Here is a 23,019-nt window from a genome sequence, read left to right on the forward strand (position 1 = left end):
CGCTGTTTTATGATTAAAGTAACCCGTTTGAACGGGCAGCCCTTTACACTGAATGCGCTATTTATTGAACAGATTGAATGTTTTCCGGATACTACAATTACTCTGTCAAATGGTAAGAAGTTTGTAGTAAAAGAAGATGAAGAAGCTGTTCTGGAAAAGATCGCAGCTTTCTACCGAAAAATACAAATATTTGCAATGGATCAAGGAATAGAGGAACCGGAATGAAGAAAAAGTTAATGATCATATTACTAATTATTCTTATCGTAATTGGTGCTCTCGGGGCGGCGGCTTATTTTGTTTTAGGCGGAAAGTCCGAAAAAAGTGAAGCGAAAAAAAGTATTGATGAAATCGTTGCGTCTTCTGTTGATGTAGAAGAGATCACAACAAATTTAAAGTCTGATAACATTATCCGTCTTGCTATTAAACTTGAAACTGATTCTGATAAATCAAAAGAAGAACTTGAGAAACGTGATTTCCAAGTGAAAGACGCTGTTATATCACTGCTGGCTGATACGAATGCTGATCAGATTGAGGGAGACAAGGGAAAAGAAACCTTTAAGAAGGAACTAAAAGATAAAATAAATAGCTACCTCCAAGAAGGAAAAGTAGAAAAAGTGTATATTACCTCCTTTAATCTGCAATAAAGCATAATTTGACAGAATACGGAGGTGAGGAAAATGTCAGGAGAAGTTCTCTCCCAAAATGAAATAGATGCACTGCTCTCTGCAATATCAACTGGTGAAATGGACGCTGAAGAGCTGAAAAAAGAAGAAAAAGAGAAGAAAGTCAAGGTTTATGATTTCAAACGTGCGCTGCGGTTTTCTAAGGATCAGATCCGCAGTTTAACGAGAATTCATGACAATTTTGCAAGACTTCTTACCACTCATTTTTCTGCTCAGCTCAGAACCTATATTCACATATCTGTCAGTTCTGTTGATCAGGTTCCGTATGAGGAATTTATCAGATCGATTCCAAACATGACGATTCTGAATCTATTTGATGTTCATCCGATGGAAGGAAGAATTATGATGGAGGTCAACCCCACGATAGCTTATACGATGATGGATCGAGTCATGGGCGGGATTGGAATCAGTCATAACAAGGTTGACAGTTTGACAGAAATTGAAACAAAAATCATTTCTAATTTATTTGAAAATGCACTGGGTAATTATAAAGAAGCTTGGCAGTCAATTGCTGATATTGAACCGGAAATGACTGAGTTTGAAGTGAATCCGCAATTTGTTCAGATGGTATCTCCTAATGAAACAGTCGTGGTGATCTCGCTCAATACTCAAATTGGTGAAATCAGCGGTGTCATTAATCTCTGTATCCCGCATATTGTACTCGAGCCGCTCATACCGAAGCTTTCAGTCCACTATTGGATGCAATCAGACCGAAATGAGCCAAAGCCTGAGGAAACAAAGTCGCTTGAAAAACGTATCATGACAGCACAAATACCTGTCGTGGCCGAGCTCGGCACATCTGAACTGACGATAGAAGAGTTTTTAAGTTTAGAAGTCGGAGACTGCATAACTTTGGACAAATCAGTCACGGATCCTCTTACTGTATTGGTCGGAGATAAGCCGAAATTTTTAGGACAAGCCGGCCGGGTGAATCGAAAACAGGCAGTGCAAATTTTAGATCACGACATAAGAGGTGAACAAGATGGAGAATAATAGATTATCTCAAGATGAGATTGACGCGCTTCTTAACGGTACTGGCAGCACGCTTGATGAGCCAGAGATTCCGGAAGTAGATGACTTATCGGAAATGGAGCGTGATGCGATCGGTGAAATCGGTAATATTTCATTCGGCAGTTCTGCGACAGCACTGTCAACGCTTTTAAATCAAAAGGTCGATATTACGACTCCAAGCGTAACGGTCATTCCAAGAAGTAAAATCAGCGATGCGTTTCCTGAACCGTATGTAGCGATTGAAGTGAATTATACGGAGGGCTTCAGCGGAAGCAACCTGTTAGTCGTGGAACAAAGTGACGCGGCGATCATTGCGGACTTAATGATCGGGGGAGACGGAAAAGGTGCGGACCCTTCACTGGGTGAAATCCATTTAAGTGCGGTTCAAGAAGCAATGAACCAAATGATGGGATCGGCTGCCACATCAATGTCTACTGTATTCAGTAAAAAAATTGATATTTCACCTCCTCGGGTTGAATTGCTGGATGTTACTGAAGAAAAGGGTACAGACCGTATTCCTGATGATGAAATGCTGGTGAAAGTTTCTTTCAACTTAAAGGTGGGAGAATTAATAGACTCCAGCATTATGCAGCTTTACCCATTGACATTTGCGAAAGATTTAATTTCAAGCCTTATGAACTCAGAAAGTGCAGAGGAAGAAGAAACGGTGCAGCCTGAAGTTACATACGAACAGCCGAAAGAGCCTGTGACGCCAGAGCCGCGTATTGAACCGAAGCAACAGCAGCCGCCGCCAAAAAGGCAGGGAACAGCAAAAAAAGCAGCGCCAGTTCAGGTTTCACCGGTGGAATTTTCAGCGTTTGATCCAAACGAAGCTGTACAAGCCCCTATTCATAATCTGGATATGCTTTTGGATATCCCGCTTTCGATTACTGTTGAGCTTGGCAGAACGAAGAGAAGCGTAAAAGAGATTTTAGAGCTTTCTGCCGGAAGTATTATCGAGCTTGATAAATTAGCCGGTGAGCCTGTAGATATTTTAGTTAATCAGCGTATCGTTGCCAAAGGCGAGGTCGTTGTCATTGAAGAAAACTTCGGAGTGAGAGTCACTGACATTTTAAGCCAGGCAGAGCGCATTAATAATTTAAAATAACGAAACACAAGGAGAGAGATAGATTATGGCACATAGAATTTTAATTGTAGATGACGCAGCATTTATGCGAATGATGATTAAAGATATTTTGGTTAAAAATGGTTTTGAAGTTGTGGCGGAAGCTGAAAATGGAGCACAAGCGGTAGAGAAATATAAAGAGCATTCACCTGACCTTGTTACTATGGATATCACGATGCCAGAAATGGATGGTATTACAGCATTAAAAGAAATTAAACAAATTGATGCGCAGGCAAGAATCATCATGTGTTCTGCTATGGGACAGCAATCAATGGTTATTGATGCCATTCAGGCCGGCGCTAAGGATTTCATTGTGAAACCTTTCCAGGCTGACCGTGTGCTTGAAGCAATCAACAAAACATTAAGTTAAAGGGTGTACGACTGTTGAAAAAGAGTCAATATTTTATCGTTTTTATTTGTTTTTTCGTTTTATTGAGTGTACATCCGATTGCTGCTGCCGCGGCAGACTCTGATAATTCAACTGTAAACGAATGGTTTCAAAAGAAAGATGAAAAAACTGCAGATCAATCAGAGCAAAAGAAAGAAAAAACAACAAAAACTGCTGATGAGACGGAGGGAGCGGCTGCTCCTTCTGTCTCAGCTTTTGATTTTGTAAAGATGATTTTCGCTTTACTGTTTGTTATCGCGCTGATTTACGGGCTGGTTAAGCTCATGAACAAAAGAAATCGGCTCCTAAAGCCTTTTCAATATGTTGAAAATATTGGCGGTACATCGGTCGGCCAGAACAGATCCATACAAATGATCAAGGTCGGGAAAAGTGTGCTCGTCGTCGGTGTAGGAGAGACGATCCAGCTGCTGAAAGAAATTGAGGATGAAAAAGAGATTGAAGTCATTCTCAGTCAGCATGAAGAGGCAATGTCAAGCAAAATAGAGTGGCAAAAGTTTGTGAAGCCGCTTAAGAGTTCTGAACATCAGCCGCAGCAAAAACTGCCTTCATTTTCAAAAGCATTAAAAGAGCAACTTGAAGAGTTAAAACAAAACCGTTCTGAAGGAAAGAAGAAAGGCCCACGTCATCATGAATGAGTTTATAAATATTTTCAGTTCAAGCGATCCGGAAAACGTAAGTTCGACTGTTAAATTACTATTATTGTTAACTGTATTTTCAGTGGCGCCTGGAATATTGATTCTTATGACTTGTTTTACTCGCATCGTCATTGTTCTGTCATTTGTCAGAACTTCACTTGCGACGCAATCTATGCCCCCAAACCAGGTTCTAATCGGGCTTGCGCTGTTTTTAACATTTTTTATTATGGCTCCTACTTTTTCAGAAATTAATAAAGAAGCGCTGACCCCATTAATGGACAACAAAATCAGCTTGGATGAAGCGTATACGAAAGCTGAGGAACCGATTAAAGAATTTATGAGTAAACACACAAGGCAGAAGGATCTGGCGCTGTTTATGAATTACGCGAAAATGGATAAACCTGAATCATTAAAGGATATTCCGTTAACAACAATGGTTCCGGCTTTTGCCATATCGGAGCTTAAAACAGCATTTCAAATAGGTTTTATGATTTTTATCCCTTTTTTAATTATAGATATGGTAGTGGCGAGCGTCTTGATGTCAATGGGAATGATGATGCTGCCTCCAGTTATGATTTCTCTGCCCTTTAAAATATTACTTTTTGTTTTGGTAGACGGCTGGTATTTAATTGTGAAATCTTTGCTTCAGAGCTTTTAGGGTAGGTGCTAAACGTGAGTTCAGAATTTGTAATTTCTATGGCGGAAAAAGCCGTATACGTAACGCTGATGATCAGCGGGCCATTATTGGCTATTGCTTTACTGGTCGGTTTAATTGTCAGCATATTTCAGGCGACAACTCAAATCCAGGAACAGACTTTGGCGTTTATTCCGAAAATCGTGGCGGTTCTCCTGGCTCTCATTTTTTTTGGTCCGTGGATGCTGTCGACGATTCTTTCATTTACAACAGAGCTGTTTTCTAATTTAAATCGTTTTGCAGGGTAATGTAGAGATGAATTCAATTATTGACTTATTTCCTGCTTTTTTATTGGTTTTTATTAGAATCTCTGCTTTTTTTGTAACGATTCCGCTATTTGGACATCGAAATGTGCCAGCTGTTCATCGCATAGGTTTTGCTTTTTTTCTTGCGGTCATTTGTTTCAGCACCATTGATAAACCGCCCTCTTTGGAGATAGATGAGCACTATATGCTTTTGGCGTTTAAAGAAGCTTTGGTCGGCCTATGTCTGGGTTTAATTGCTTATATGATGATTGCCGCAGTGCAGATTGCCGGCTCGTTTATTGATTTTCAAATGGGATTTTCAATAGCAAACGTTATTGATCCGCAAACCGGTGCACAAAGTCCGTTGATTGGCCAGTTTATCTATACCATGGCACTTTTGTTTATGCTGAGTGTCAATGCCCACCATTTGCTGCTGGACGGTATTTACTACAGCTTTCAGTATATTTCAGTTGATCAGGCATTTCCGAATTTCGGCGATGAAAAGTTTGCCTATTTTATCGCGAAAAGCTTTAATGCAATGTTTATTATCGCTTTTCAAATGTCAGCGCCGGTTGTGGCCAGTTTGTTTCTAGTTGATTTAGCATTAGGTATCGTGGCTCGAACTGTTCCGCAGTTAAATGTATTTGTGGTCGGTCTGCCTTTAAAGATCGCTGTCAGTTTCATCATGCTCATTGTATGTATGTCCGTTATCTTCGTCGTTGTCCGGAATGTTTTCAGTTTAACGATTGAAACGATGCGGAATCTTTTAGCATTGGTCGGTGTTTCTTAATGAAGCTTAGAGTTGACCTGCAGTTTTTTGCGGGAGAGAAGACAGAAAAAGCCACTCCGAAAAAACGGAAGGATACGCGAAAAAAAGGGCAGGTAGCCAAAAGCTCGGATGTCAATACCGCCGTTTCTTTACTGGTAATATTCCTTTCGCTTATTGCAATTGGTCCGTATATGAGAGACAGGCTGCTGTCATTCATAGAAACATTTTATACCGAATCGCTCACAATGAAGCTCTCAGAATCAAATGTGCATACATTGTTTGTCAGCTTATTAAAGGATATGGGCATGATACTCGCACCGATCTTGCTTGTTGCTCTTGTTGCAGGAGTCGTAAGCAACTATATGCAGGTTGGGTTCTTATTTTCTGCTGAAGTGATACAGCCTAAGCTTGAAAAACTGGATCCGATCAAAGGCTTTAAACGAATATACAGTATGAGGGCGATTGTAGAGCTGATTAAATCAATTTTGAAAATCGTAGTCGTTGGTTTTGCGGCTTTTGCTGTGCTTTGGCTGCATTATGGAGAAATTCTCCGGCTTCCTCTCCTGACACCCGAAGAGGCACTTTCTTTCGTTTCAAAACTCACTTTGTGGATGGGACTAAGCGGTGCAGGTGCATTGTTGATTCTTGCTGGTCTCGACTATTTATATCAGAGATTTGACTATGAGAAAAATATCAAAATGTCAAAACAAGATATAAAAGATGAGTACAAAAAATCTGAAGGAGACCCGATTATCAAGTCTAAAATTAAACAAAGACAGCGGGAAATGGCGATGAGGCGGATGATGCAGGAAGTTCCAAAAGCAGATGTCATTATCACAAACCCGACTCACTATGCGATTGCTTTGAAATATGATGAAGAAAAAATGGACGCACCTTATATTGTTGCAAAAGGCGTCGACCACCTTGCGTTAAAAATCAGGAAAATTGCTAAAGAGCATGATGTCATGATGGTAGAAAACAGACCGCTTGCCCGTGCGTTATATGATCAGGTGGAAATTGACCAGGCAGTGCCGGAAGAATTTTTTAAAGTTTTAGCAGAAATTCTGGCTTACGTATATAAAACAAAACAAAAAGTATATTGAATTTTTCGATTTAAAAGGAGAGAAAAAACAGCATGTCAACAAGAGATTTATCCGTTTTAATAAGTGTTGTCCTCATTGTGGCGATGCTGGTGATTCCATTTCCTCCATGGCTGTTAAGTATTTTGATCATTATTAATATTTCTCTTGCGTTGATCGTGCTTCTCACCACAATGAATATGCAGGAAGCGCTTCAGTTTTCGATTTTTCCGTCACTGTTGCTGCTTTTGACCCTATTTCGTTTGGGCTTGAACGTCTCAACTACCCGTTCAATTCTTTCACACGGTGAAGGAGGTAAAGTCGTCGAGACTTTCGGAAATTTCGTTGTCGGCGGAAATGTATTAGTTGGACTCGTTGTATTTATCATCCTTATTATTATTCAGTTTATCGTCATTACAAAAGGTGCTGAACGTGTTTCCGAGGTTGCAGCAAGGTTTACGCTGGACGCAATGCCTGGGAAGCAGATGAGTATTGATGCTGATTTAAACGCAGGGATGATTACCGAACAGGAAGCGAAGCATCGCCGCGAAAAAGTGGCAAGAGAAGCAGACTTTTATGGAGCAATGGACGGTGCCAGTAAATTTGTAAAAGGTGACGCCATTGCCGGAATCATCATTGTGATGATCAATATTATTTTCGGAATCGTGATCGGGATGCTTCAGCAGGGCATGTCCATTCAAGAGGCTGCTTCACACTTTACGATGCTGACTGTAGGGGATGGAATTGTTTCGCAAATCCCGGCACTGTTAATTTCTACGGCTACGGGTATTGTGGTCACAAGAGCTGCCTCTGAAGGAAACTTAGGGCATGACATTACAGGCCAGCTGTTTGCGTATCCAAAGCTTTTATACGTCGCAGCAGCTACGATCATGCTTTTAGGTATTTTCACTCCGATCGGCATCCTTCTGACGGGGCCGCTTGCGGGATTGCTTGCTTTTGGCGCATATACACTATCTAAATCAGGTAAGGAAAAAGAAGAAGTGGATGAGATTCTTGAGGAAGAGGCTGAGGTGGACGAGCTTAAAAGCCCTGAAAGTGTTGTTCAGCTTCTGCATATAGATCCGATAGAATTTGAGTTTGGATATGGCCTGATACCGCTTGCTGATGCCAATCAAGGCGGTGATTTATTAGACCGAATTGTTATGATACGCCGTCAGTTGGCTTTGGAACTCGGGCTTGTCATTCCTGTCGTGCGAATCAGAGATAATATAGCGTTGCAGCCTAATGAATACCGATTGAAAATTAAAGGAAACGAAGTAGCAAAAGGCGAGTTGTTGCTTGATCATTATTTAGCGATGTCGCCTACTCCTGAGGACGATCTCATTGAAGGGATTGAAACAGTGGAGCCTTCATTCGGGCTGCCGGCTAAATGGATTAGCGAAGCGGTAAAGGATGAAGCCGACATGCTTGGTTATACAGTAGTTGATCCTGCATCAGTCGTTTCAACGCATATTACGGAGAAAATTAAGCAGCATGCCCACGAATTGATCGGAAGGCAGGAGACAAAACAGCTGATCGATCACTTGAAAGAATCGTATCCAGTCCTGGTTGAAGAGGTTACGCCGAATCCATTGTCTGTCGGTGATATTCAGAAAGTGCTTGCTAAGCTTTTAAAAGAAAAAGTTTCAATTCGAAACTTAGTAACGATTTTTGAAACACTTGCTGACTATGGGAAATTAACAACAGATTCTGATCTCTTGACAGAGTATACAAGACAAGCGCTTGCTAAACAAATTACAGCCCAGTTTGCCAAAGAAAATGAAGTGTTGAAGGTTGTTACTTGTTCCGGCCGTGTAGAAAAAGCAATAGCAGACGGTGTGCAGCAGACGGAACACGGGAACTATTTATCACTTGAACCAGATATTTCAGAAAGTATAGTGCGCTCTGTCGCTACAGAAGCTGAACAGCTCTCATTACGTCAGGAAACCGCGATTCTTCTTTGTTCGCCGCCTGTCAGAATGTATGTGAAGCAGCTTCTGGAACGGTACTTCCCTGATCTTCCGGTACTCTCTTATAACGAACTTGAGGCGAATGTTGAGGTACAAAGCATTGGAGTGGTGGATATTTAATGAAAATAAAAAAATTTACTGCTGCTTCAATGCAAGAAGCGGCACTTCTCATCAGAAAAGAGTTAGGTAATGAAGCGGTCATATTAAATTCGAAAAAAATTAAAAAGCGAAAATGGTTTGGCCTCGTCAACAAGCCTGCTGTTGAAGTAATCGCCGTATTGGATCAGGACTTTCTTGAGAAAAAAACGCCTCAGAAGGCAGCTGAACCGAAACAAACATTAAAAACTCCGGTCAGCAGTCCGAAAATAGAGGAGAGAACATATCCCCCTCAAATTCCGGCGCAACAGGAGCTAGGTGATTTTTCAGCATATCAATCTGTACTTCCTGAGCCGCTGCGAAAAGCAGAAAAGCTTTTGCACGAAACAGGGATCAAAGAGTCTACGAAAACGAACACTCTGAAAAAATTGCTTCGCTTCTCTGTTGAAGCAGGCGGCTTGACTGAAGAAAATGTTGTCGGCAAACTTCAGGAAATACTATGCGATATGCTGCCCTCAGCAGACAAGTGGCAGGAGCCAATTCATTCAAAATATATCGTTCTCTTTGGTTCAACAGGGGCTGGTAAAACAACTACACTGGCTAAACTCGCAGCCATATCTATGCTTGAAAAACATAAAAAAATCGCTTTTATTACAACAGATACGTATCGTATTGCAGCTGTTGAACAGTTGAAAACATACGCTGAACTGCTGCAGGCTCCTCTGGAAGTTTGCTATACAAAAGAAGAATTTCAGCAGGCGAAGGAGCTATTTTCTGAGTATGATCATGTGTTTGTTGATACAGCTGGAAGAAACTTCAAGGACCCGCAATACATTGATGAACTGAAAGAAACGATTCCTTTTGAGAGTAGCATTCAGTCATTTCTTGTTTTATCCGCGACTGCAAAATATGAAGATATGAAGCATATTGTCAAACGGTTTTCATCTGTCCCTGTCAATCAGTATATTTTTACGAAAATAGATGAAACGACTTCCTTAGGTTCTGTATTTAATATACTGGCAGAATCAAAAATAGGTGTCGGGTTTATGACTAACGGCCAGAATGTGCCTGAGGATATACAGACTGTATCTCCACTTGGTTTTGTGAGGATGCTGTGCAGATGAACAGATATGACCAAGCAGCAACTTTACGGGCGAAAATGGAAAAACGTGAGCGCGTTCTGCCAATGGTTTATTCACAAAAAGCGAAGACACTTGCTGTCATTAGCGGCAAGGGCGGTGTCGGAAAATCCAATATTACCTTAAATATGGCACTTGCGCTGCAGGATAAAGGTAAGAAGGTGCTGCTCATCGACCTTGATATCGGGATGGGAAACATTGATATATTAATGGGAAATTCATCGTCTGCCACGATAATCGATGTTTTAACCGATCGTAAGCCTTTGCTGCAGTCATTATCCGTTGGCCCAAAGGGTTTGCGGTATATATCAGGGGGAACTGGTCTGGATGTGATGTTTCAGCTCGATCAGAGAAAATGGACGTTTTTTGCCAATGAACTTTCTCATGCATTGAGCCAGTTCGATTATGTGCTGTTTGACATGGGAGCAGGCTTATCAAAAGATCAACTGCCTTTTATTTTATCAGCAGAAGATATTTTGATTATAACAACTCCTGAGCCGACGGCCATTATGGACGCATACAGCGCTGTCAAGCACTTGGTTTTGACAGAAAATAAGCTTTCAATGAAGGTGGCTGTCAATCGGTGCCGTGACCAAAAGGAAGGGCTTGACGCTTTTGCCCGCCTCTCCCGTACAATTCATATGTTTTTGGATGTTCAGGTTCAGTTTGCCGGTTCCGTTTCTGACGATGTGATCGTGAGCAAAGCGGTTGTCGAACAGGTTCCTTTTTTCATAAAAAGCCCTCAGGCAAAAGCCAGCCGGTCAGTCCGTATTTTAGCGGACGCCTTGTTTGAAAGAGAAGAAACGAGACACAAAGAAGACAAACAGACATTTATTGAGAAATTATCTTCTTTTTTAATGAGGAGGGCTTAATTTGATTCGTGTGCTTGTAGTTGATGATTCAGCTTTTATGAGAAAAATGATAAGTGATTTTCTGACCGAAGAAAAGCAGATAGAAGTAATCGGAACTGCGAGAAACGGAGAAGAAGCGCTTAAGAAGATTGAATTATTAAAACCGGATGTTATTACTCTTGATGTTGAAATGCCGGTCATGAATGGGACAGATACGCTCCGCAAAATTATTGAGATTTATAACTTGCCAGTCATTATGGTGTCGAGCCAGACCGAGAAAGGTAAAGAATGCACAATTAATTGTTTGGAGATCGGTGCCTTTGATTTTATCACAAAGCCATCAGGCTCAATATCTCTGGATTTATACAAAATTAAAGAACAATTAGTTGAGCGTGTCGTCGCGGCAGGACTTTCCGGCAAGCGGAAACGTCCTGTTTCCCAGACAGTTCGGCCCGAACCTATTGTGCGTGCTGTCGTTAAGCCTGAATTAAGCAAACCGAAACCTGGAACGGGCAGACAAATTGTGTGTATCGGCACATCAACAGGCGGTCCACGGGCGTTACAAAAGGTGATACCGAAGCTCCCTAAGGATTTGAACGCACCAGTGGTTGTCGTACAGCACATGCCTGAAGGGTTTACTGCTTCTTTGGCTGATCGGCTGAATCATTTATCTGACATTCAGGTAAAAGAAGCAAAAGATGGTGAAGCAGCTCTTAACGGCTGTGTTTACATAGCACCGGGCGGAAAAAACATATCCGTTATTAAAAACAGCGAAGGACTCCAGATTGTGCTTGATAACCATGACACACCAAGCCGTCATAAACCATCTGCTGATTATTTATTCCGTTCTGTCGGGAAACTGACAGATTATGAAAAAGTAGTGGTTATCATGACCGGCATGGGCAGTGACGGCACTGCTGGGCTAAAGGACATGCTAACAGCCGGCAATGTGAAAGCCATTGCGGAGTCTGAAGAATCTTGTGTCGTATACGGGATGCCAAAAGCTGCTGTTAAAGCGGGTCTCATTCATGAGATTAAACATGTGGAAGATATCGCAGCATCCATCACAAGCTGTGTGAAAAAAGAGAGGGTGTGATTCAAATGGATATGAATCAGTATTTAGATGTCTTTATTGATGAGAGTAAAGAACATTTACAAACATGTAATGAAAAGCTTCTTCTTTTAGAGAAAGACCCGACTGATCTTCAGCTCGTACATGATATATTCAGGGCTGCCCATACATTAAAAGGAATGAGCGCAACGATGGGCTACACGGATTTAGCACATCTTACCCATCTGCTTGAAAACGTGCTGGATGCAATCCGAAACGGAGACATGGAAGTCACCTCAGACTGGCTGGATATTTTGTTTGAAGCTCTGGATCACCTGGAAGCAATGGTTCAGTCTATTATTGATGGCGGGGATGGTAAAAGAGATATCTCAGAAGTGAGTGCCAAGCTTGATGTGAATGGTGCGCACGCTGAATCCGCTGCCTCCGCGGAACCTGCAGAAGCACAGAGTTCAGCATCTGATTGGGAATATGATGAATTTGAACGCACAGTTATACAAGAAGCGGAGGAGCAAGGCTTCAAACGATATGAAATCAAGATTTCTCTGAACGAAAACTGTATGTTAAAAGCAGTTCGTGTCTATATGGTGTTTGAAAAACTAAATGAAGTCGGAGAAGTAGCCAAAACAATTCCAAGTGCTGAAGTGCTTGAAACAGAAGATTTTGGAACTGACTTTCAAGTTTGTTTCTTAACACATCAATCAGCGGAAGACATTGAACAATTAATCAATGGTGTGTCGGAAATTGAGCATGTTGAAGTCATTCAAGGGGCTCCTTTAACATCAGCTGAAAAGCCTGAAGAATCTAAGCAAGAAGATTCACCAGCAGCAGCTGTACCTGCGAAGCAGGAGAAACAAAAACAGCCTGCTAAAAACGATGAACAGGCGAAGCATTCAGCCGGCGGATCTAAAACAATTCGTGTCAACATTGACAGGCTTGATTCTTTAATGAACTTATTTGAAGAGCTTGTCATTGACCGCGGGCGTCTCGAGCAGATTGCGAAAGAGCTTGAGCACAATGAACTGACTGAAACGGTTGAACGAATGACGAGAATTTCCGGAGATTTGCAATCGATTATTCTGAATATGAGAATGGTCCCGGTTGAAACCGTTTTTAACAGATTCCCGAGAATGATTCGCCAGCTTCAGAAAGAGCTGAATAAAAAAATTGAACTCTCGATCATCGGTGCGGAAACTGAACTGGATCGTACAGTAATTGATGAAATCGGAGATCCACTCGTTCACTTGATCAGAAACAGTATTGACCATGGTATCGAGGCGCCGGAAACACGTTTGCAAAAGGGAAAACCGGAATCAGGAAAAGTTGTGCTTAAAGCTTATCACAGCGGCAACCATGTCTTTATCGAAGTAGAGGATGACGGCGCAGGCCTTAATCGCAAAAAAATTCTGGAAAAAGCGCTTGAGCGCGGGGTCATAACGGAAAAAGAAGCTGAAACCTTAGAAGACAACCAAATTTACGAATTGATTTTTGCTCCGGGGTTCTCAACTGCTGACCAAATTTCTGATATTTCCGGCCGCGGTGTCGGACTTGACGTTGTAAAAAACAAACTGGAGTCTCTTGGCGGTTCAGTCAGTGTAAAATCAGCCGAGGGTCAAGGCTCTCTATTCAGCATCCAGCTGCCGCTTACCTTGTCTATTATTTCAGTTCTGCTGATTAAGTTGGAAGAAGAGACATTTGCCATTCCGATTTCTTCAATCATTGAAACAGCAGTTATTGACAGAAAAGACATTTTGCAAACGCATGACCGTGAAGTGATTGACTTTAGAGGGCATATTGTCCCTGTCGTTTATTTAAAAGAAGAGTTTAAAATAGAAGATACAAGAAAAGATGCGGAACAGCTCCATATCATTGTCGTGAAAAAAGGCGATAAACCTACTGCATTTGTGGTGGACTCCTTTATTGGCCAGCAGGAAGTTGTGCTGAAATCACTCGGAGATTATTTAACAAACGTCTTTGCAATTTCCGGAGCTACTATTTTAGGAGACGGAGAAGTAGCGCTCATTATTGATTGTAATGCACTGATTATTTAACCATTCGAGGAGGTGTCTCACATGACTGCAGAAATTAAAACAGGCGAAAAAATGATAGTCTTTATGGTAAATGGCAAAGAATATGCCATTTCCGTCACTCAGGTGAAATCAATTGAAAAATGGCAAAAGCCAACGAGGGTACCTGGCGTTGAACCATATATTTGCGGGGTAATCAATTTACGCGGGGTGGTGACTCCGGTTATTGATTTAAGAAAACGCCTGAATTTGCCAGAGTATGAAATTACCGATGAAACACGAATTATCATTATTGCTTATCGTGATATTGAAGTCGGCTGGATTGTGGATGAAGCGAATGATGTGATTACCGTACACGAAAGTGAAATAGAATCTGCTCCAGAAGGCGTTCAGAAAGATACGGATGTGTCGATCGAACAGATTGTGAAACAAGAGAACAGACTCTTAAATATTATTGATGCGAACGCGGTTTTGGATAAAGAATCATCTCAGTCCGCTGTGCCCGATCAAGCTTAATCTTAAAGGGGTTATGACATGAGTATTTTTAATGGAATCAAAGAAGAGCAGATGGACATTTTGCGGGAAGTCGGCAATATAGGCGCCGGCCACTCCGCCTCTGCAATGGCCCAGCTGTTAAATAGAAAGATAGATATGGAAGTCCCATTTGCAAAGCTGCTGTCTTTTGATGAGCTTGTTGATTTTTTCGGCGGCGCCGATGTCCCGGTTGCCAGCATCTTTTTAAGAATGGAAGGCGATTTAACGGGTTCAATGTTCTTTATAATGCCTTTTTTTCAGGCGGAGCAGTTTATCAGAGAGCTGATTGGAAACCCCGATTTTGACATAGAGGACTTAGGTGAAGACCACATGAGCTCATCCGCTTTGCATGAACTGGGCAATATTTTAGCGGGGTCATATTTAACAGCTTTGGCGGATTTGACGAAACTCCAGCTCTATCCAAGTGTTCCTGAAGTCTCATTGGACATGTTCGGAGCTGTGATCAGCGAAGGGCTGATGGAGCTCAGTCAGGTTGGAGAACACGCCATTGTTGTCGATACGTCAATTTTTGACCAAAGCCATCAGCAGGAGCTGAAAGCGCATATGTTTATGCTGCCGGACTATGATTCATTTGAAAAGCTCTTTGTCGCCTTAGGTGCATCATTATGAGTACAACTGAGGCTGTTGTTATAAAGGTTGGGATTGCTGACGTGAAGATCGCCCGCTTCCCGGATACCATCCGGACCTCTGGTTTGGGTTCATGTGTGGGGCTGGTGCTTTATGATAAAGAAAAGCAAACGGCGGGTCTTGTTCATGTCATGCTTCCGGATTCGACGTTATCGAAAACTGCCGAGCTCAACCGGGCTAAGTACGCTGACACCGCCGTAAAGACCACGATTGATATGCTGATAGAAGCGGGATGCCGGAAATTTGCATTAAAAGCAAAGCTGGCCGGCGGATCAGAGATGTTTAAATTTAAATCGACAAATGATTTGATGAAGATCGGACCGAGAAATGTATTAGCGATAAAAGAACAGCTGTCTTTATTTAATATTCCTATTATTAGTGAAGATACGGGCGGCTCAAGCGGCCGGACGATAGAATTTGAACCGAAGTCCTGCATGCTGCATATTCGAACTGTTAAACAAGGTGAAAAAACGATTTAATTAAGGTATTAGGGGGATAACAATGCAATCCTTGAATTATGAAGATCAGGTGCTTTGGACGCGCTGGAAAGAGTGGAAAGATCCTAAAGCCGGTGACGACTTAATGCGCCGTTACATGCCGCTTGTCACATATCATGTAGGCAGAATTTCTGTCGGACTGCCGAAATCAGTGCATAAAGACGATCTTATGAGCCTTGGTATGCTTGGTTTATATGATGCCCTTGAAAAATTTGACCCCAGCCGGGACTTAAAATTTGATACCTACGCCTCGTTTAGAATTCGCGGCGCAATCATAGACGGGCTTCGTAAAGAAGATTGGCTGCCCAGAACCTCGCGCGAAAAAACAAAAAAGGTTGAAGCAGCAATTGAAAAGCTTGAACAGCGGTATCTTCGGAATGTATCGCCCGCGGAAATTGCAGAGGAACTCGGAATGACGGTACAGGATGTCGTGTCAACAATGAATGAAGGTTTTTTTGCAAATCTGCTGTCAATTGATGAAAAGCTCCATGATCAAGATGACGGGGAAAACATTCAAGTCATGATCAGAGATGACAAAAATGTTCCGCCTGAAGAAAAGATTATGAAGGATGAACTGATTGCACAGCTTGCGGAAAAAATTCACGAACTCTCTGAAAAAGAACAGCTGGTTGTCAGTTTGTTCTACAAAGAGGAGTTGACACTGACAGAAATCGGACAAGTATTAAATCTTTCTACGTCCCGCATATCTCAGATCCATTCAAAGGCATTATTTAAATTAAAGAATCTGCTGGAAAAAGTGATACAATAATGAATTTCATGGTTAGCGAGTGAAAAACATGTCAACACTATTATGGCTTTTAAGCTTTATGCTCCACGGCGTTCTTCTGTACGCTGTCATTATCCTGTATACGAGGCTCGCTGCAGTGAAAGAAACAGAAAAACAGCAAAAACAGATACTTGAAGAGACGGAAAACACCTTGGCGGCATTTCTGCTTGAATTAAAAGAAGAAAATGAGAAACTGATAGAAAATAAAGCTTCATCTGCAAGTCAATCAGATGAAGAATCCCAAAAGTCAGGCCTTCAGACCTCTGAAACATATCAAGAGCGGGATCCAGTCCAAGAGGCAGAGAATCTTCCTGAACATATTGAAGGTCTGATTACAGAGGTTGACCGTCGGGAAGAGCTCGTAAACAGTGAGGTCCAATCATTTGAAGACCAGGTCATAGAATTATATGAACAGGGATATTCGGCAAGTCAAATTGCCCAGAAAATGAAGAGCGGAAAGACAGAAATCGAGCTATTTTTAAAATTTCGCTCCAAAGGTGTAAAGGATTCTTGATTGTCGGATAAAGCTGTGTTATATTATGTCTTGGTGTTAAATACACACGCTTAACGATTTATGCAGAGGGTGCTGCAGGCGGCAGTTCTGCACAAAAATGACCTAAGCGGAGGAAAAAAACCATTATATTAGGAGGAAATAACATGTCAGTCATTTCTATGAAGCAATTGCTTGAAGCTGGTGTTCACTTCGGTCACCAAACACGCCGTTGGAACCCAAAAATGAAGCGTTACATTTTCACGGAGCGTAACGGAATCTACATCATTGACCTTCAAAAAACAGTCAAAAAAGTAGAGGAAGCTTACAACTTCACTAAAAATCTTGCTGCTGAAGGCGGAAAAATCCTTTTCGTCGGAACAAAAAAACAAGCTCAAGATTCTGTTAAAGAAGAAGCTCAACGCTCTGGCATGTACTATGTCAACCAACGCTGGTTGGGCGGTACATTAACAAACTTCGAAACAATCCAAAAACGTATTAAACGTCTTAAAGACATTGAAAAAATGCAAGAAAACGGTACGTTTGATGTACTTCCTAAAAAAGAAGTCGTTCAATTGAAAAAAGAATTAGAGCGTCTTGAAAAATTCCTAGGCGGAATTAAAGATATGAAGGATCTTCCTGATGCATTATTCATCATCGATCCTCGCAAAGAGCGCATCGCTGTTGCGGAAGCTCGCAAATTAAACATCCCTATCATCGGTATCGTAGATACTAACTGTGATCCAGATGAAATCGATGTTGTTATCCCAGCGAACGATGACGCTATCCGCGCTGTTAAACTTCTAACTTCTAAAATGGCAGATGCAATCTTAGAAGCGAAGCAAGGCGAAGAAGAAGCGGAAGTTGCTGAAGAAACTGCACCAGAAACAGAAACAACAACTGCGTAACCTATTCAAAAGGTGATAAGAGGGACTGCCTTTTATCACCTTTTTTCAAGAAAAATGTGTAATATACATACTCTTGTTTAAACATATAAGGAGGAATACAAATGGCAATTACTGCACAGCAAGTAAAAGAACTGCGTGAAAAAACTGGCGCGGGCATGATGGATTGTAAAAAAGCGTTAACTGAAACTGACGGAGATATGGACAAAGCAATTGACCTTTTAAGAGAAAAAGGGATTGCAAAAGCAGCGAAAAAAGCTGACCGTATCGCAGCAGAAGGTTCTACTCTTATTAAAACTGACGGCAACAAAGGCGTTATCCTAGAAGTAAACTCTGAAACTGATTTCGTTGCGAAAAACGAAGGCTTCAAAGAGCTTCTTAACACTTTAGCTGACCACCTTCTTGCAAACACGCCAGCAGATGTTGAAGAAGCAATGGGTCAAAAAATGGAAAATGGCTCAACTGTTGAAGAGTACATCACAAGCGCAGTTGCTAAAATCGGTGAGAAAATCACTCTTCGCCGCTTTACAGTTCTAACAAAAGACGACAGCTCTGCATTCGGTGCGTACCTTCACATGGGCGGCCGCATCGGTGTATTAACTGTTCTCAACGGTACAACTGATGAAGAAACTGCGAAAGATATCGCAATGCACGTTGCTGCAGTTAACCCTCGTTACATTTCTCGTGATCAAGTATCTGAAGAAGAAACAAATCATGAGCGTCAAATCTTAACTCAGCAAGCCCTCCAAGAAGGCAAACCTGAAAACATCGTAGCGAAAATGGTTGAAGGCCGTCTGAACAAATTCTTCGAAGAAATTTGTCTATTAGACCAAGCGTTCGTTAAAAACCCAGATGAAAAAGTGAAACAAGTTATTGCAGCGAAAAACGCTACTGTTCAAACTTTTGTCCGCTATGAAGTTGGAGAAGGCATCGAAAAACGTCAAGAAAACTTTGCTGAAGAAGTAATGAACCAAGTGAAAAAATAATGGTGAAAAGATTTCGCGGCTAAGTCGCGTCTTTTCAGGCAGTATAGGGGACACATTTTGTGTTCCCTATTTTTAAAACTATATTTACAAACCTTTTTTTCTCTTGCATAATAGAAAACGGCAATGTTTACACTTGGAGGTTATCATGGAAAAACCAAAATACAAACGTATCGTATTAAAGCTTAGCGGGGAAGCATTGGCAGGAGAACAGGGAAATGGAATTAACCCGACTGTCATTCAATCCATTGCAAAGCAAGTGAAGGAAATCGCTGAGCTTGAAGTCGAAGTGGCTGTTGTAGTAGGCGGCGGCAACTTATGGCGCGGAAAAACAGGAAGTGACCTGGGCATGGACCGCGCGACTGCTGACTATATGGGAATGCTGGCGACAGTAATGAATTCGCTTGCTCTTCAAGACAGCTTGGAAACACTCGGAATCCAGTCCAGAGTGCAAACATCCATTGAAATGAGACAAGTTGCTGAACCGTACATAAGAAGAAAAGCGATACGCCACTTAGAGAAAAAACGTGTCGTTATTTTCGCTGCGGGCACAGGAAACCCATATTTCTCAACTGATACGACAGCTGCACTGCGGGCTGCTGAAATTGAGGCAGACGTTATTTTAATGGCTAAAAATAACGTTGACGGTGTGTATAATGCCGATCCTAGAAAAGATGAATCAGCTGTTAAGTATGAATCACTTTCTTATCTTGACGTTCTTAAAGACGGCCTGGAAGTCATGGATTCAACAGCTTCCTCTTTATGTATGGACAATGACATTCCGCTTATCGTCTTTTCTATTATGGAAGAAGGAAATATCAAACGTGCCGTTATCGGTGAATCAATCGGAACGATCGTGAGGGGGAAATAACGTGTCAAAAGAAGTATTAACTCAAACAAAAGAAAAAATGGAAAAAGCAATTGCTGCTTATCAGCGCGAATTGGCTACTGTACGCGCAGGCCGTGCAAATCCATCATTATTAGATAAAGTAACGGTTGAATATTACGGAGCGCAGACACCTTTAAATCAGTTGTCTTCTATTAACGTGCCTGAAGCTCGTATGCTCGTTATCACGCCATACGATAAAACAGCAATCGGTGATATCGAAAAAGCGATTTTAAAAGCTGATTTAGGTCTTACACCAACAAGTGACGGCAATATGATTCGAATTGCAATTCCGGCACTAACAGAAGAGAGACGGAAAGAATTAGTGAAAGTTGTAAAAAAATATGCTGAAGAAGCAAAAGTAGCTGTTCGTAACGTTCGCCGTGATGCTAACGATGATCTCAAAAAACTTGAGAAAAACGGAGACATTACTGAGGATGAACTGCGTGCTTCCACTGAAGACGTTCAAAAACTGACAGATGAATATGTGTCAAAAATTGACAGTGTCACAAAAGACAAAGAAAAAGAAATCATGGAAGTTTAATGAAAAACTATGTACAATAGATAATAGTGAAAAGACCCTCTCATGTTTACAGGGGGTTTTTTTGTTAATACTGTTGATTACATTGATTATCAGCAGGGAATGTAACCTTTTTGGGTGACGGAGGAATCTCATGCTCAACATACTCAAAAATTGGAAGAATCAGCAAACTGCGGCTTCCAACTTAGAACGTTATACAAAAGAAGACATACTTAAGGGAGAAATTCCCGAACACATCGCCATTATCATGGATGGAAATGGCCGTTGGGCTAAAAAACGCTCTCTTCCCAGAATTGCAGGCCACCATGAAGGGATGAAGGTGGTAAAAAGGACCACGAAGCTCGCAAACGAATTAGGTGTCAAAGTACTGACATTGTATGCATTTTCAACAGAAAACTGGAAAAGACCGAAAATGGAGGTCGATTTTTTAATGAAGCTTCCGGAAGAATTTTTGAATACGTATCTTCCAGAGCTTGTTGAGGAAAATGTACAGGTTCGGATCATTGGGGATGAAACGGCTTTGCCGGCGCACACATTACGTGCGATTGAAAAAGCTGTACAGGACACGGCGCAAAACGACGGAATGATCCTTAATTTTGCTCTTAACTATGGAGGCCGTACTGAAATTGTCAGTGCTGCAAAATCACTCGCGGAAAAAGTGAAGGAAGGCTCTTTGAATATTGAAGACATTGATGAATCGCTTTTTTCTACTTATTTGATGACTGAATCTTTGCAGGATCCTGAACTTTTAATTCGAACGAGCGGCGAGATAAGGCTGAGCAATTTTATGCTATGGCAGGTTGCCTACAGTGAATTTGTCTTTACTGACGTCTTGTGGCCTGACTTTAAAGAAGATCACTTCTTGCAGGCGTTAGGAGAGTTTCAGCAGAGAGGCCGGAGGTTTGGCGGAATTTAGAGGATGGTGGACATGAAACAAAGAATTTTGACAGGTGTTCTGGCAGCAATTGTATTTTTATTTTTGGTTATTGTCGGGAAATTGCCGTTCACCATATTAATTTATGCTATGAGCAGTGTGGCGCTTTTTGAACTTTTACGGATGAAAAAGCTGAAGCTGGTTTCACTGCCTGGTTTGATCGGTCTTTTATTATTGTGGATGTTCTTATTACCAAGCCAGTATTCGTTTTTTGAAGCGGACGGGATTTCCAAAATGGAAATCGCTTTATTTGCGGTACTGCTATTGCTGACTTACACAGTGTTGGTCAAGAACACCTTTACTTTTGATGAAGTCGGGTTTATTACGCTTGCAGCAATTTACATCGGAATGTGTTTTCATTATTTTATCGAAATCAGAAATCTTGACCAATACGGATTAACATACATTTTTTATGCGTGTGTTGTCATTTGGTCCACCGATTCCGGTGCCTATTTTGTCGGTAAATCGCTTGGGAAGCGGAAACTGTGGCCTGAAATCAGTCCGAATAAAACAGTGGAAGGGTTTGCAGGCGGAATTGTCATCGCACTTGTATTGGCGACGATTTTTCAGCTTGTTGCACAACTTCCGATCCCGTATATCTATCTGCTGTTGATCACGCTGTTTTTGTCTGTTTTCGGACAACTTGGAGATTTAGTGGAATCCGCCTTGAAAAGACATTACGATGTAAAGGATTCTGGGAATATTCTTCCCGGGCATGGCGGTATATTAGACCGTTTTGACAGTTTCTTGTTTGTCATGCCTTTCTTGTACTTTCTGCTTGCCCTTTTTTCATAAAAAAGTCTAATATGAATATGAGACTGATCATGCAGCAATAAGAATAGGAGTAGTGGCAACTTTGAAAAATATTTGTCTTTTAGGAGCAACAGGATCAATCGGCGAACAGACTCTTGATGTACTGCGTGCACATCAAGACCAATTTCAGCTGGTATCTATGTCGTTTGGCAGAAATATTGATAAGGCCGTTCCAATGATTGAGGTCTTTCAGCCGAAGTTTGTCTCTGTCGGTGATCTGGATACATATCATAAATTAAAACAAATGTCTTTTTCTTTTGAATGCCAAATCGGGCTGGGAGAAGAAGGACTGATAGAAGCAGCAGTGATGGAGGAGGTTGACATTGTTGTCAACGCTTTGCTTGGAAGCGTCGGTCTTATCCCGACATTAAAGGCAATTGAACAGAAAAAAACAATTGCGCTTGCAAATAAGGAAACTCTTGTCACTGCAGGGCATATAGTAAAAGAACATGCTAAGAAATATGATGTTCCGCTGCTGCCTGTTGACAGTGAGCATTCAGCCATTTTTCAAGCTCTTCAAGGCGAACAGGCTAAAAACATTGAACGCCTCATCATTACGGCATCCGGCGGAAGTTTTCGGGACAAGACGCGGGAGGAGCTCGAATCAGTAACAGTTGAAGATGCATTAAAACATCCAAACTGGTCAATGGGTGCAAAAATTACAATTGATTCGGCTACAATGATGAATAAGGGATTAGAGGTGATCGAGGCACACTGGCTTTTCGATATACCTTATGAACAAATTGATGTGGTTTTACATAAGGAGAGCATCATCCATTCAATGGTTGAGTTCCATGATAAAAGTGTGATCGCACAGCTCGGAACTCCGGATATGAGAGTCCCCATTCAATATGCGCTCACTTATCCTGACCGATTGCCATTACCAGATGCGAAAAGGCTTGAATTATGGGAAATCGGCAGCCTTCATTTTGAGAAAGCTGATTTTGACAGGTTCCGATGCTTACAATTTGCTTTTGAATCAGGTAAAATAGGAGGAACAATGCCGACAGTGCTAAATGCGGCAAACGAAGTAGCTGTCGCTGCCTTTTTAGCTGGCAAGATACCGTTTTTGGCTATTGAAGACTGTATCGAAAAGGCACTAACCCGCCATCAATTACTGAAAAAACCGAGCCTGGCGGACATTCAAGAAGTGGACAAAGATACCCGGGGATACGTCAATTCAATACTCACATAAGGT

General features: G+C 41.6%; 27 protein-coding genes. All 27 read left to right on the forward strand.

Annotated features, from left to right (window positions below; all coding sequences use genetic code 11):
- The first annotated feature begins 9 nt into the window (after positions 1-9).
- The 27 genes from swrD to dxr all read left to right on the forward strand — a co-directional run bounded on the left by swrD (position 10) and on the right by dxr (position 23,016).
- Positions 10-225: a swarming motility protein SwrD gene (gene swrD / locus MKY50_RS08905; RefSeq protein ID WP_003231966.1), complete on the forward strand. Its 216-nt coding sequence runs from the start codon at positions 10-12 to the stop codon at positions 223-225.
- Complete coding sequence (gene fliL / locus MKY50_RS08910) at positions 222-644, forward strand: flagellar basal body-associated protein FliL (protein WP_003231964.1); 423 nt, start codon at positions 222-224, stop codon at positions 642-644. The genes swrD and fliL overlap by 4 nt, the downstream gene beginning before the upstream one ends.
- A gap of 33 nt (positions 645-677) precedes the next feature.
- Entirely contained in the window at positions 678-1,676 is a 999-nt protein-coding gene (gene fliM, locus MKY50_RS08915; RefSeq protein WP_003220879.1) for a flagellar motor switch protein FliM, read from the forward strand.
- On the forward strand, positions 1,666-2,802 hold the full coding sequence (gene fliY, locus MKY50_RS08920) for a flagellar motor switch phosphatase FliY (protein WP_116315500.1): 1,137 nt from the start codon (positions 1,666-1,668) through the stop codon (positions 2,800-2,802). Before fliM ends, fliY begins: the two co-directional genes overlap by 11 nt.
- Before the next feature lie 25 nt (positions 2,803-2,827).
- Positions 2,828-3,190, forward strand: coding sequence for a chemotaxis protein CheY (cheY, locus tag MKY50_RS08925; RefSeq protein WP_014476812.1), 363 nt, complete (start codon positions 2,828-2,830; stop codon positions 3,188-3,190).
- A gap of 14 nt (positions 3,191-3,204) precedes the next feature.
- Positions 3,205-3,864: a flagella biosynthesis regulatory protein FliZ gene (fliZ, locus tag MKY50_RS08930; protein ID WP_144531025.1), complete on the forward strand. Its 660-nt coding sequence runs from the start codon at positions 3,205-3,207 to the stop codon at positions 3,862-3,864.
- Complete coding sequence (fliP, locus tag MKY50_RS08935; RefSeq protein ID WP_003245692.1) at positions 3,857-4,522, forward strand: flagellar type III secretion system pore protein FliP; 666 nt, start codon at positions 3,857-3,859, stop codon at positions 4,520-4,522. Before fliZ ends, fliP begins: the two co-directional genes overlap by 8 nt.
- Before the next feature lie 14 nt (positions 4,523-4,536).
- Positions 4,537-4,806 carry a flagellar biosynthesis protein FliQ gene (fliQ, locus tag MKY50_RS08940; RefSeq protein ID WP_003220888.1) on the forward strand — a complete coding sequence of 90 codons (270 nt, stop codon included), beginning with the start codon at positions 4,537-4,539 and terminating at the stop codon, positions 4,804-4,806.
- Between the two features lie 7 nt (positions 4,807-4,813).
- Positions 4,814-5,593 carry a flagellar biosynthetic protein FliR gene (fliR, locus tag MKY50_RS08945; protein WP_003245510.1) on the forward strand — a complete coding sequence of 260 codons (780 nt, stop codon included), beginning with the start codon at positions 4,814-4,816 and terminating at the stop codon, positions 5,591-5,593.
- Complete coding sequence (flhB, locus tag MKY50_RS08950; protein ID WP_003231949.1) at positions 5,593-6,675, forward strand: flagellar biosynthesis protein FlhB; 1,083 nt, start codon at positions 5,593-5,595, stop codon at positions 6,673-6,675. The genes fliR and flhB overlap by 1 nt, the downstream gene beginning before the upstream one ends.
- A gap of 32 nt (positions 6,676-6,707) precedes the next feature.
- Positions 6,708-8,741, forward strand: coding sequence for a flagellar biosynthesis protein FlhA (gene flhA / locus MKY50_RS08955; RefSeq protein WP_341116503.1), 2,034 nt, complete (start codon positions 6,708-6,710; stop codon positions 8,739-8,741).
- On the forward strand, positions 8,741-9,841 hold the full coding sequence (gene flhF, locus MKY50_RS08960) for a flagellar biosynthesis protein FlhF (RefSeq protein WP_038428960.1): 1,101 nt from the start codon (positions 8,741-8,743) through the stop codon (positions 9,839-9,841). The genes flhA and flhF overlap by 1 nt, the downstream gene beginning before the upstream one ends.
- Positions 9,832-10,728, forward strand: a complete 897-nt coding sequence (gene flhG / locus MKY50_RS08965; RefSeq protein WP_106073913.1) for a flagellum location/number ATPase FlhG — start codon at positions 9,832-9,834, stop codon at positions 10,726-10,728. The genes flhF and flhG overlap by 10 nt, the downstream gene beginning before the upstream one ends.
- A 1-nt stretch (position 10,729) precedes the next feature.
- Positions 10,730-11,803 (forward strand): protein-glutamate O-methylesterase CheB, encoded by a 1,074-nt coding sequence (gene cheB, locus MKY50_RS08970; RefSeq protein WP_106073914.1) that lies wholly within the window; start codon positions 10,730-10,732, stop codon positions 11,801-11,803.
- A gap of 5 nt (positions 11,804-11,808) precedes the next feature.
- Complete coding sequence (cheA, locus tag MKY50_RS08975) at positions 11,809-13,827, forward strand: chemotaxis protein CheA (RefSeq protein ID WP_014476817.1); 2,019 nt, start codon at positions 11,809-11,811, stop codon at positions 13,825-13,827.
- 21 nt (positions 13,828-13,848) lie between these two features.
- Positions 13,849-14,319, forward strand: a complete 471-nt coding sequence (cheW, locus tag MKY50_RS08980; RefSeq protein ID WP_003231938.1) for a chemotaxis protein CheW — start codon at positions 13,849-13,851, stop codon at positions 14,317-14,319.
- 18 nt (positions 14,320-14,337) lie between these two features.
- A complete protein-coding gene (gene cheC, locus MKY50_RS08985; protein ID WP_003231935.1) occupies positions 14,338-14,967 on the forward strand; it encodes a CheY-P phosphatase CheC in 630 nt (209 codons plus the stop codon).
- Complete coding sequence (gene cheD, locus MKY50_RS08990; RefSeq protein WP_014476818.1) at positions 14,964-15,464, forward strand: chemoreceptor glutamine deamidase CheD; 501 nt, start codon at positions 14,964-14,966, stop codon at positions 15,462-15,464. The genes cheC and cheD overlap by 4 nt, the downstream gene beginning before the upstream one ends.
- A 22-nt stretch (positions 15,465-15,486) precedes the next feature.
- Entirely contained in the window at positions 15,487-16,251 is a 765-nt protein-coding gene (gene sigD / locus MKY50_RS08995; protein WP_003220911.1) for an RNA polymerase sigma-28 factor SigD, read from the forward strand.
- A 28-nt stretch (positions 16,252-16,279) separates the two neighbouring features.
- Positions 16,280-16,783 carry a swarming motility protein SwrB gene (gene swrB / locus MKY50_RS09000; protein WP_009967248.1) on the forward strand — a complete coding sequence of 168 codons (504 nt, stop codon included), beginning with the start codon at positions 16,280-16,282 and terminating at the stop codon, positions 16,781-16,783.
- Positions 16,784-16,926: 143 nt separating this feature from the next.
- Complete coding sequence (rpsB, locus tag MKY50_RS09005) at positions 16,927-17,667, forward strand: 30S ribosomal protein S2 (protein ID WP_003220918.1); 741 nt, start codon at positions 16,927-16,929, stop codon at positions 17,665-17,667.
- A gap of 101 nt (positions 17,668-17,768) precedes the next feature.
- Entirely contained in the window at positions 17,769-18,650 is an 882-nt protein-coding gene (gene tsf, locus MKY50_RS09010) for a translation elongation factor Ts (RefSeq protein WP_003231929.1), read from the forward strand.
- Positions 18,651-18,795: 145 nt separating this feature from the next.
- Complete coding sequence (gene pyrH, locus MKY50_RS09015; protein ID WP_003220923.1) at positions 18,796-19,518, forward strand: UMP kinase; 723 nt, start codon at positions 18,796-18,798, stop codon at positions 19,516-19,518.
- Position 19,519: 1 nt separating this feature from the next.
- Positions 19,520-20,077: a ribosome recycling factor gene (frr, locus tag MKY50_RS09020; protein ID WP_003231927.1), complete on the forward strand. Its 558-nt coding sequence runs from the start codon at positions 19,520-19,522 to the stop codon at positions 20,075-20,077.
- 130 nt (positions 20,078-20,207) lie between these two features.
- Entirely contained in the window at positions 20,208-20,990 is a 783-nt protein-coding gene (locus MKY50_RS09025) for an isoprenyl transferase (RefSeq protein ID WP_003231925.1), read from the forward strand.
- Positions 20,991-20,993: 3 nt separating this feature from the next.
- On the forward strand, positions 20,994-21,803 hold the full coding sequence (gene cdsA / locus MKY50_RS09030; RefSeq protein ID WP_015252087.1) for a phosphatidate cytidylyltransferase: 810 nt from the start codon (positions 20,994-20,996) through the stop codon (positions 21,801-21,803).
- 61 nt (positions 21,804-21,864) lie between these two features.
- Entirely contained in the window at positions 21,865-23,016 is a 1,152-nt protein-coding gene (gene dxr, locus MKY50_RS09035) for a 1-deoxy-D-xylulose-5-phosphate reductoisomerase (RefSeq protein WP_003245155.1), read from the forward strand.
- Positions 23,017-23,019: the final 3 nt, after the last annotated feature.

This window comes from Bacillus sp. FSL R7-0685, from assembly GCF_038002425.1.
Lineage (GTDB): Bacteria > Bacillota > Bacilli > Bacillales > Bacillaceae > Bacillus > Bacillus subtilis.

Coding starts and splice junctions, on each gene's coding strand:
- cheY (WP_014476812.1), top strand. CDS start 2,828: ATGGCACATAGAATTTTAATTGTAGATGACGCAGCATTTATGCGAATG.
- flhA (WP_341116503.1), top strand. CDS start 6,708: ATGTCAACAAGAGATTTATCCGTTTTAATAAGTGTTGTCCTCATTGTG.
- cheD (WP_014476818.1), top strand. CDS start 14,964: ATGAGTACAACTGAGGCTGTTGTTATAAAGGTTGGGATTGCTGACGTG.
- fliY (WP_116315500.1), top strand. CDS start 1,666: ATGGAGAATAATAGATTATCTCAAGATGAGATTGACGCGCTTCTTAAC.
- cdsA (WP_015252087.1), top strand. CDS start 20,994: ATGGTGGACATGAAACAAAGAATTTTGACAGGTGTTCTGGCAGCAATT.
- tsf (WP_003231929.1), top strand. CDS start 17,769: ATGGCAATTACTGCACAGCAAGTAAAAGAACTGCGTGAAAAAACTGGC.
- MKY50_RS09025 (WP_003231925.1), top strand. CDS start 20,208: ATGCTCAACATACTCAAAAATTGGAAGAATCAGCAAACTGCGGCTTCC.
- sigD (WP_003220911.1), top strand. CDS start 15,487: ATGCAATCCTTGAATTATGAAGATCAGGTGCTTTGGACGCGCTGGAAA.
- fliL (WP_003231964.1), top strand. CDS start 222: ATGAAGAAAAAGTTAATGATCATATTACTAATTATTCTTATCGTAATT.
- cheW (WP_003231938.1), top strand. CDS start 13,849: ATGACTGCAGAAATTAAAACAGGCGAAAAAATGATAGTCTTTATGGTA.
- fliR (WP_003245510.1), top strand. CDS start 4,814: ATGAATTCAATTATTGACTTATTTCCTGCTTTTTTATTGGTTTTTATT.
- flhB (WP_003231949.1), top strand. CDS start 5,593: ATGAAGCTTAGAGTTGACCTGCAGTTTTTTGCGGGAGAGAAGACAGAA.
- pyrH (WP_003220923.1), top strand. CDS start 18,796: ATGGAAAAACCAAAATACAAACGTATCGTATTAAAGCTTAGCGGGGAA.
- cheC (WP_003231935.1), top strand. CDS start 14,338: ATGAGTATTTTTAATGGAATCAAAGAAGAGCAGATGGACATTTTGCGG.
- fliP (WP_003245692.1), top strand. CDS start 3,857: ATGAATGAGTTTATAAATATTTTCAGTTCAAGCGATCCGGAAAACGTA.
- swrD (WP_003231966.1), top strand. CDS start 10: ATGATTAAAGTAACCCGTTTGAACGGGCAGCCCTTTACACTGAATGCG.
- rpsB (WP_003220918.1), top strand. CDS start 16,927: ATGTCAGTCATTTCTATGAAGCAATTGCTTGAAGCTGGTGTTCACTTC.
- swrB (WP_009967248.1), top strand. CDS start 16,280: ATGTCAACACTATTATGGCTTTTAAGCTTTATGCTCCACGGCGTTCTT.
- flhF (WP_038428960.1), top strand. CDS start 8,741: ATGAAAATAAAAAAATTTACTGCTGCTTCAATGCAAGAAGCGGCACTT.
- fliM (WP_003220879.1), top strand. CDS start 678: ATGTCAGGAGAAGTTCTCTCCCAAAATGAAATAGATGCACTGCTCTCT.
- cheA (WP_014476817.1), top strand. CDS start 11,809: ATGGATATGAATCAGTATTTAGATGTCTTTATTGATGAGAGTAAAGAA.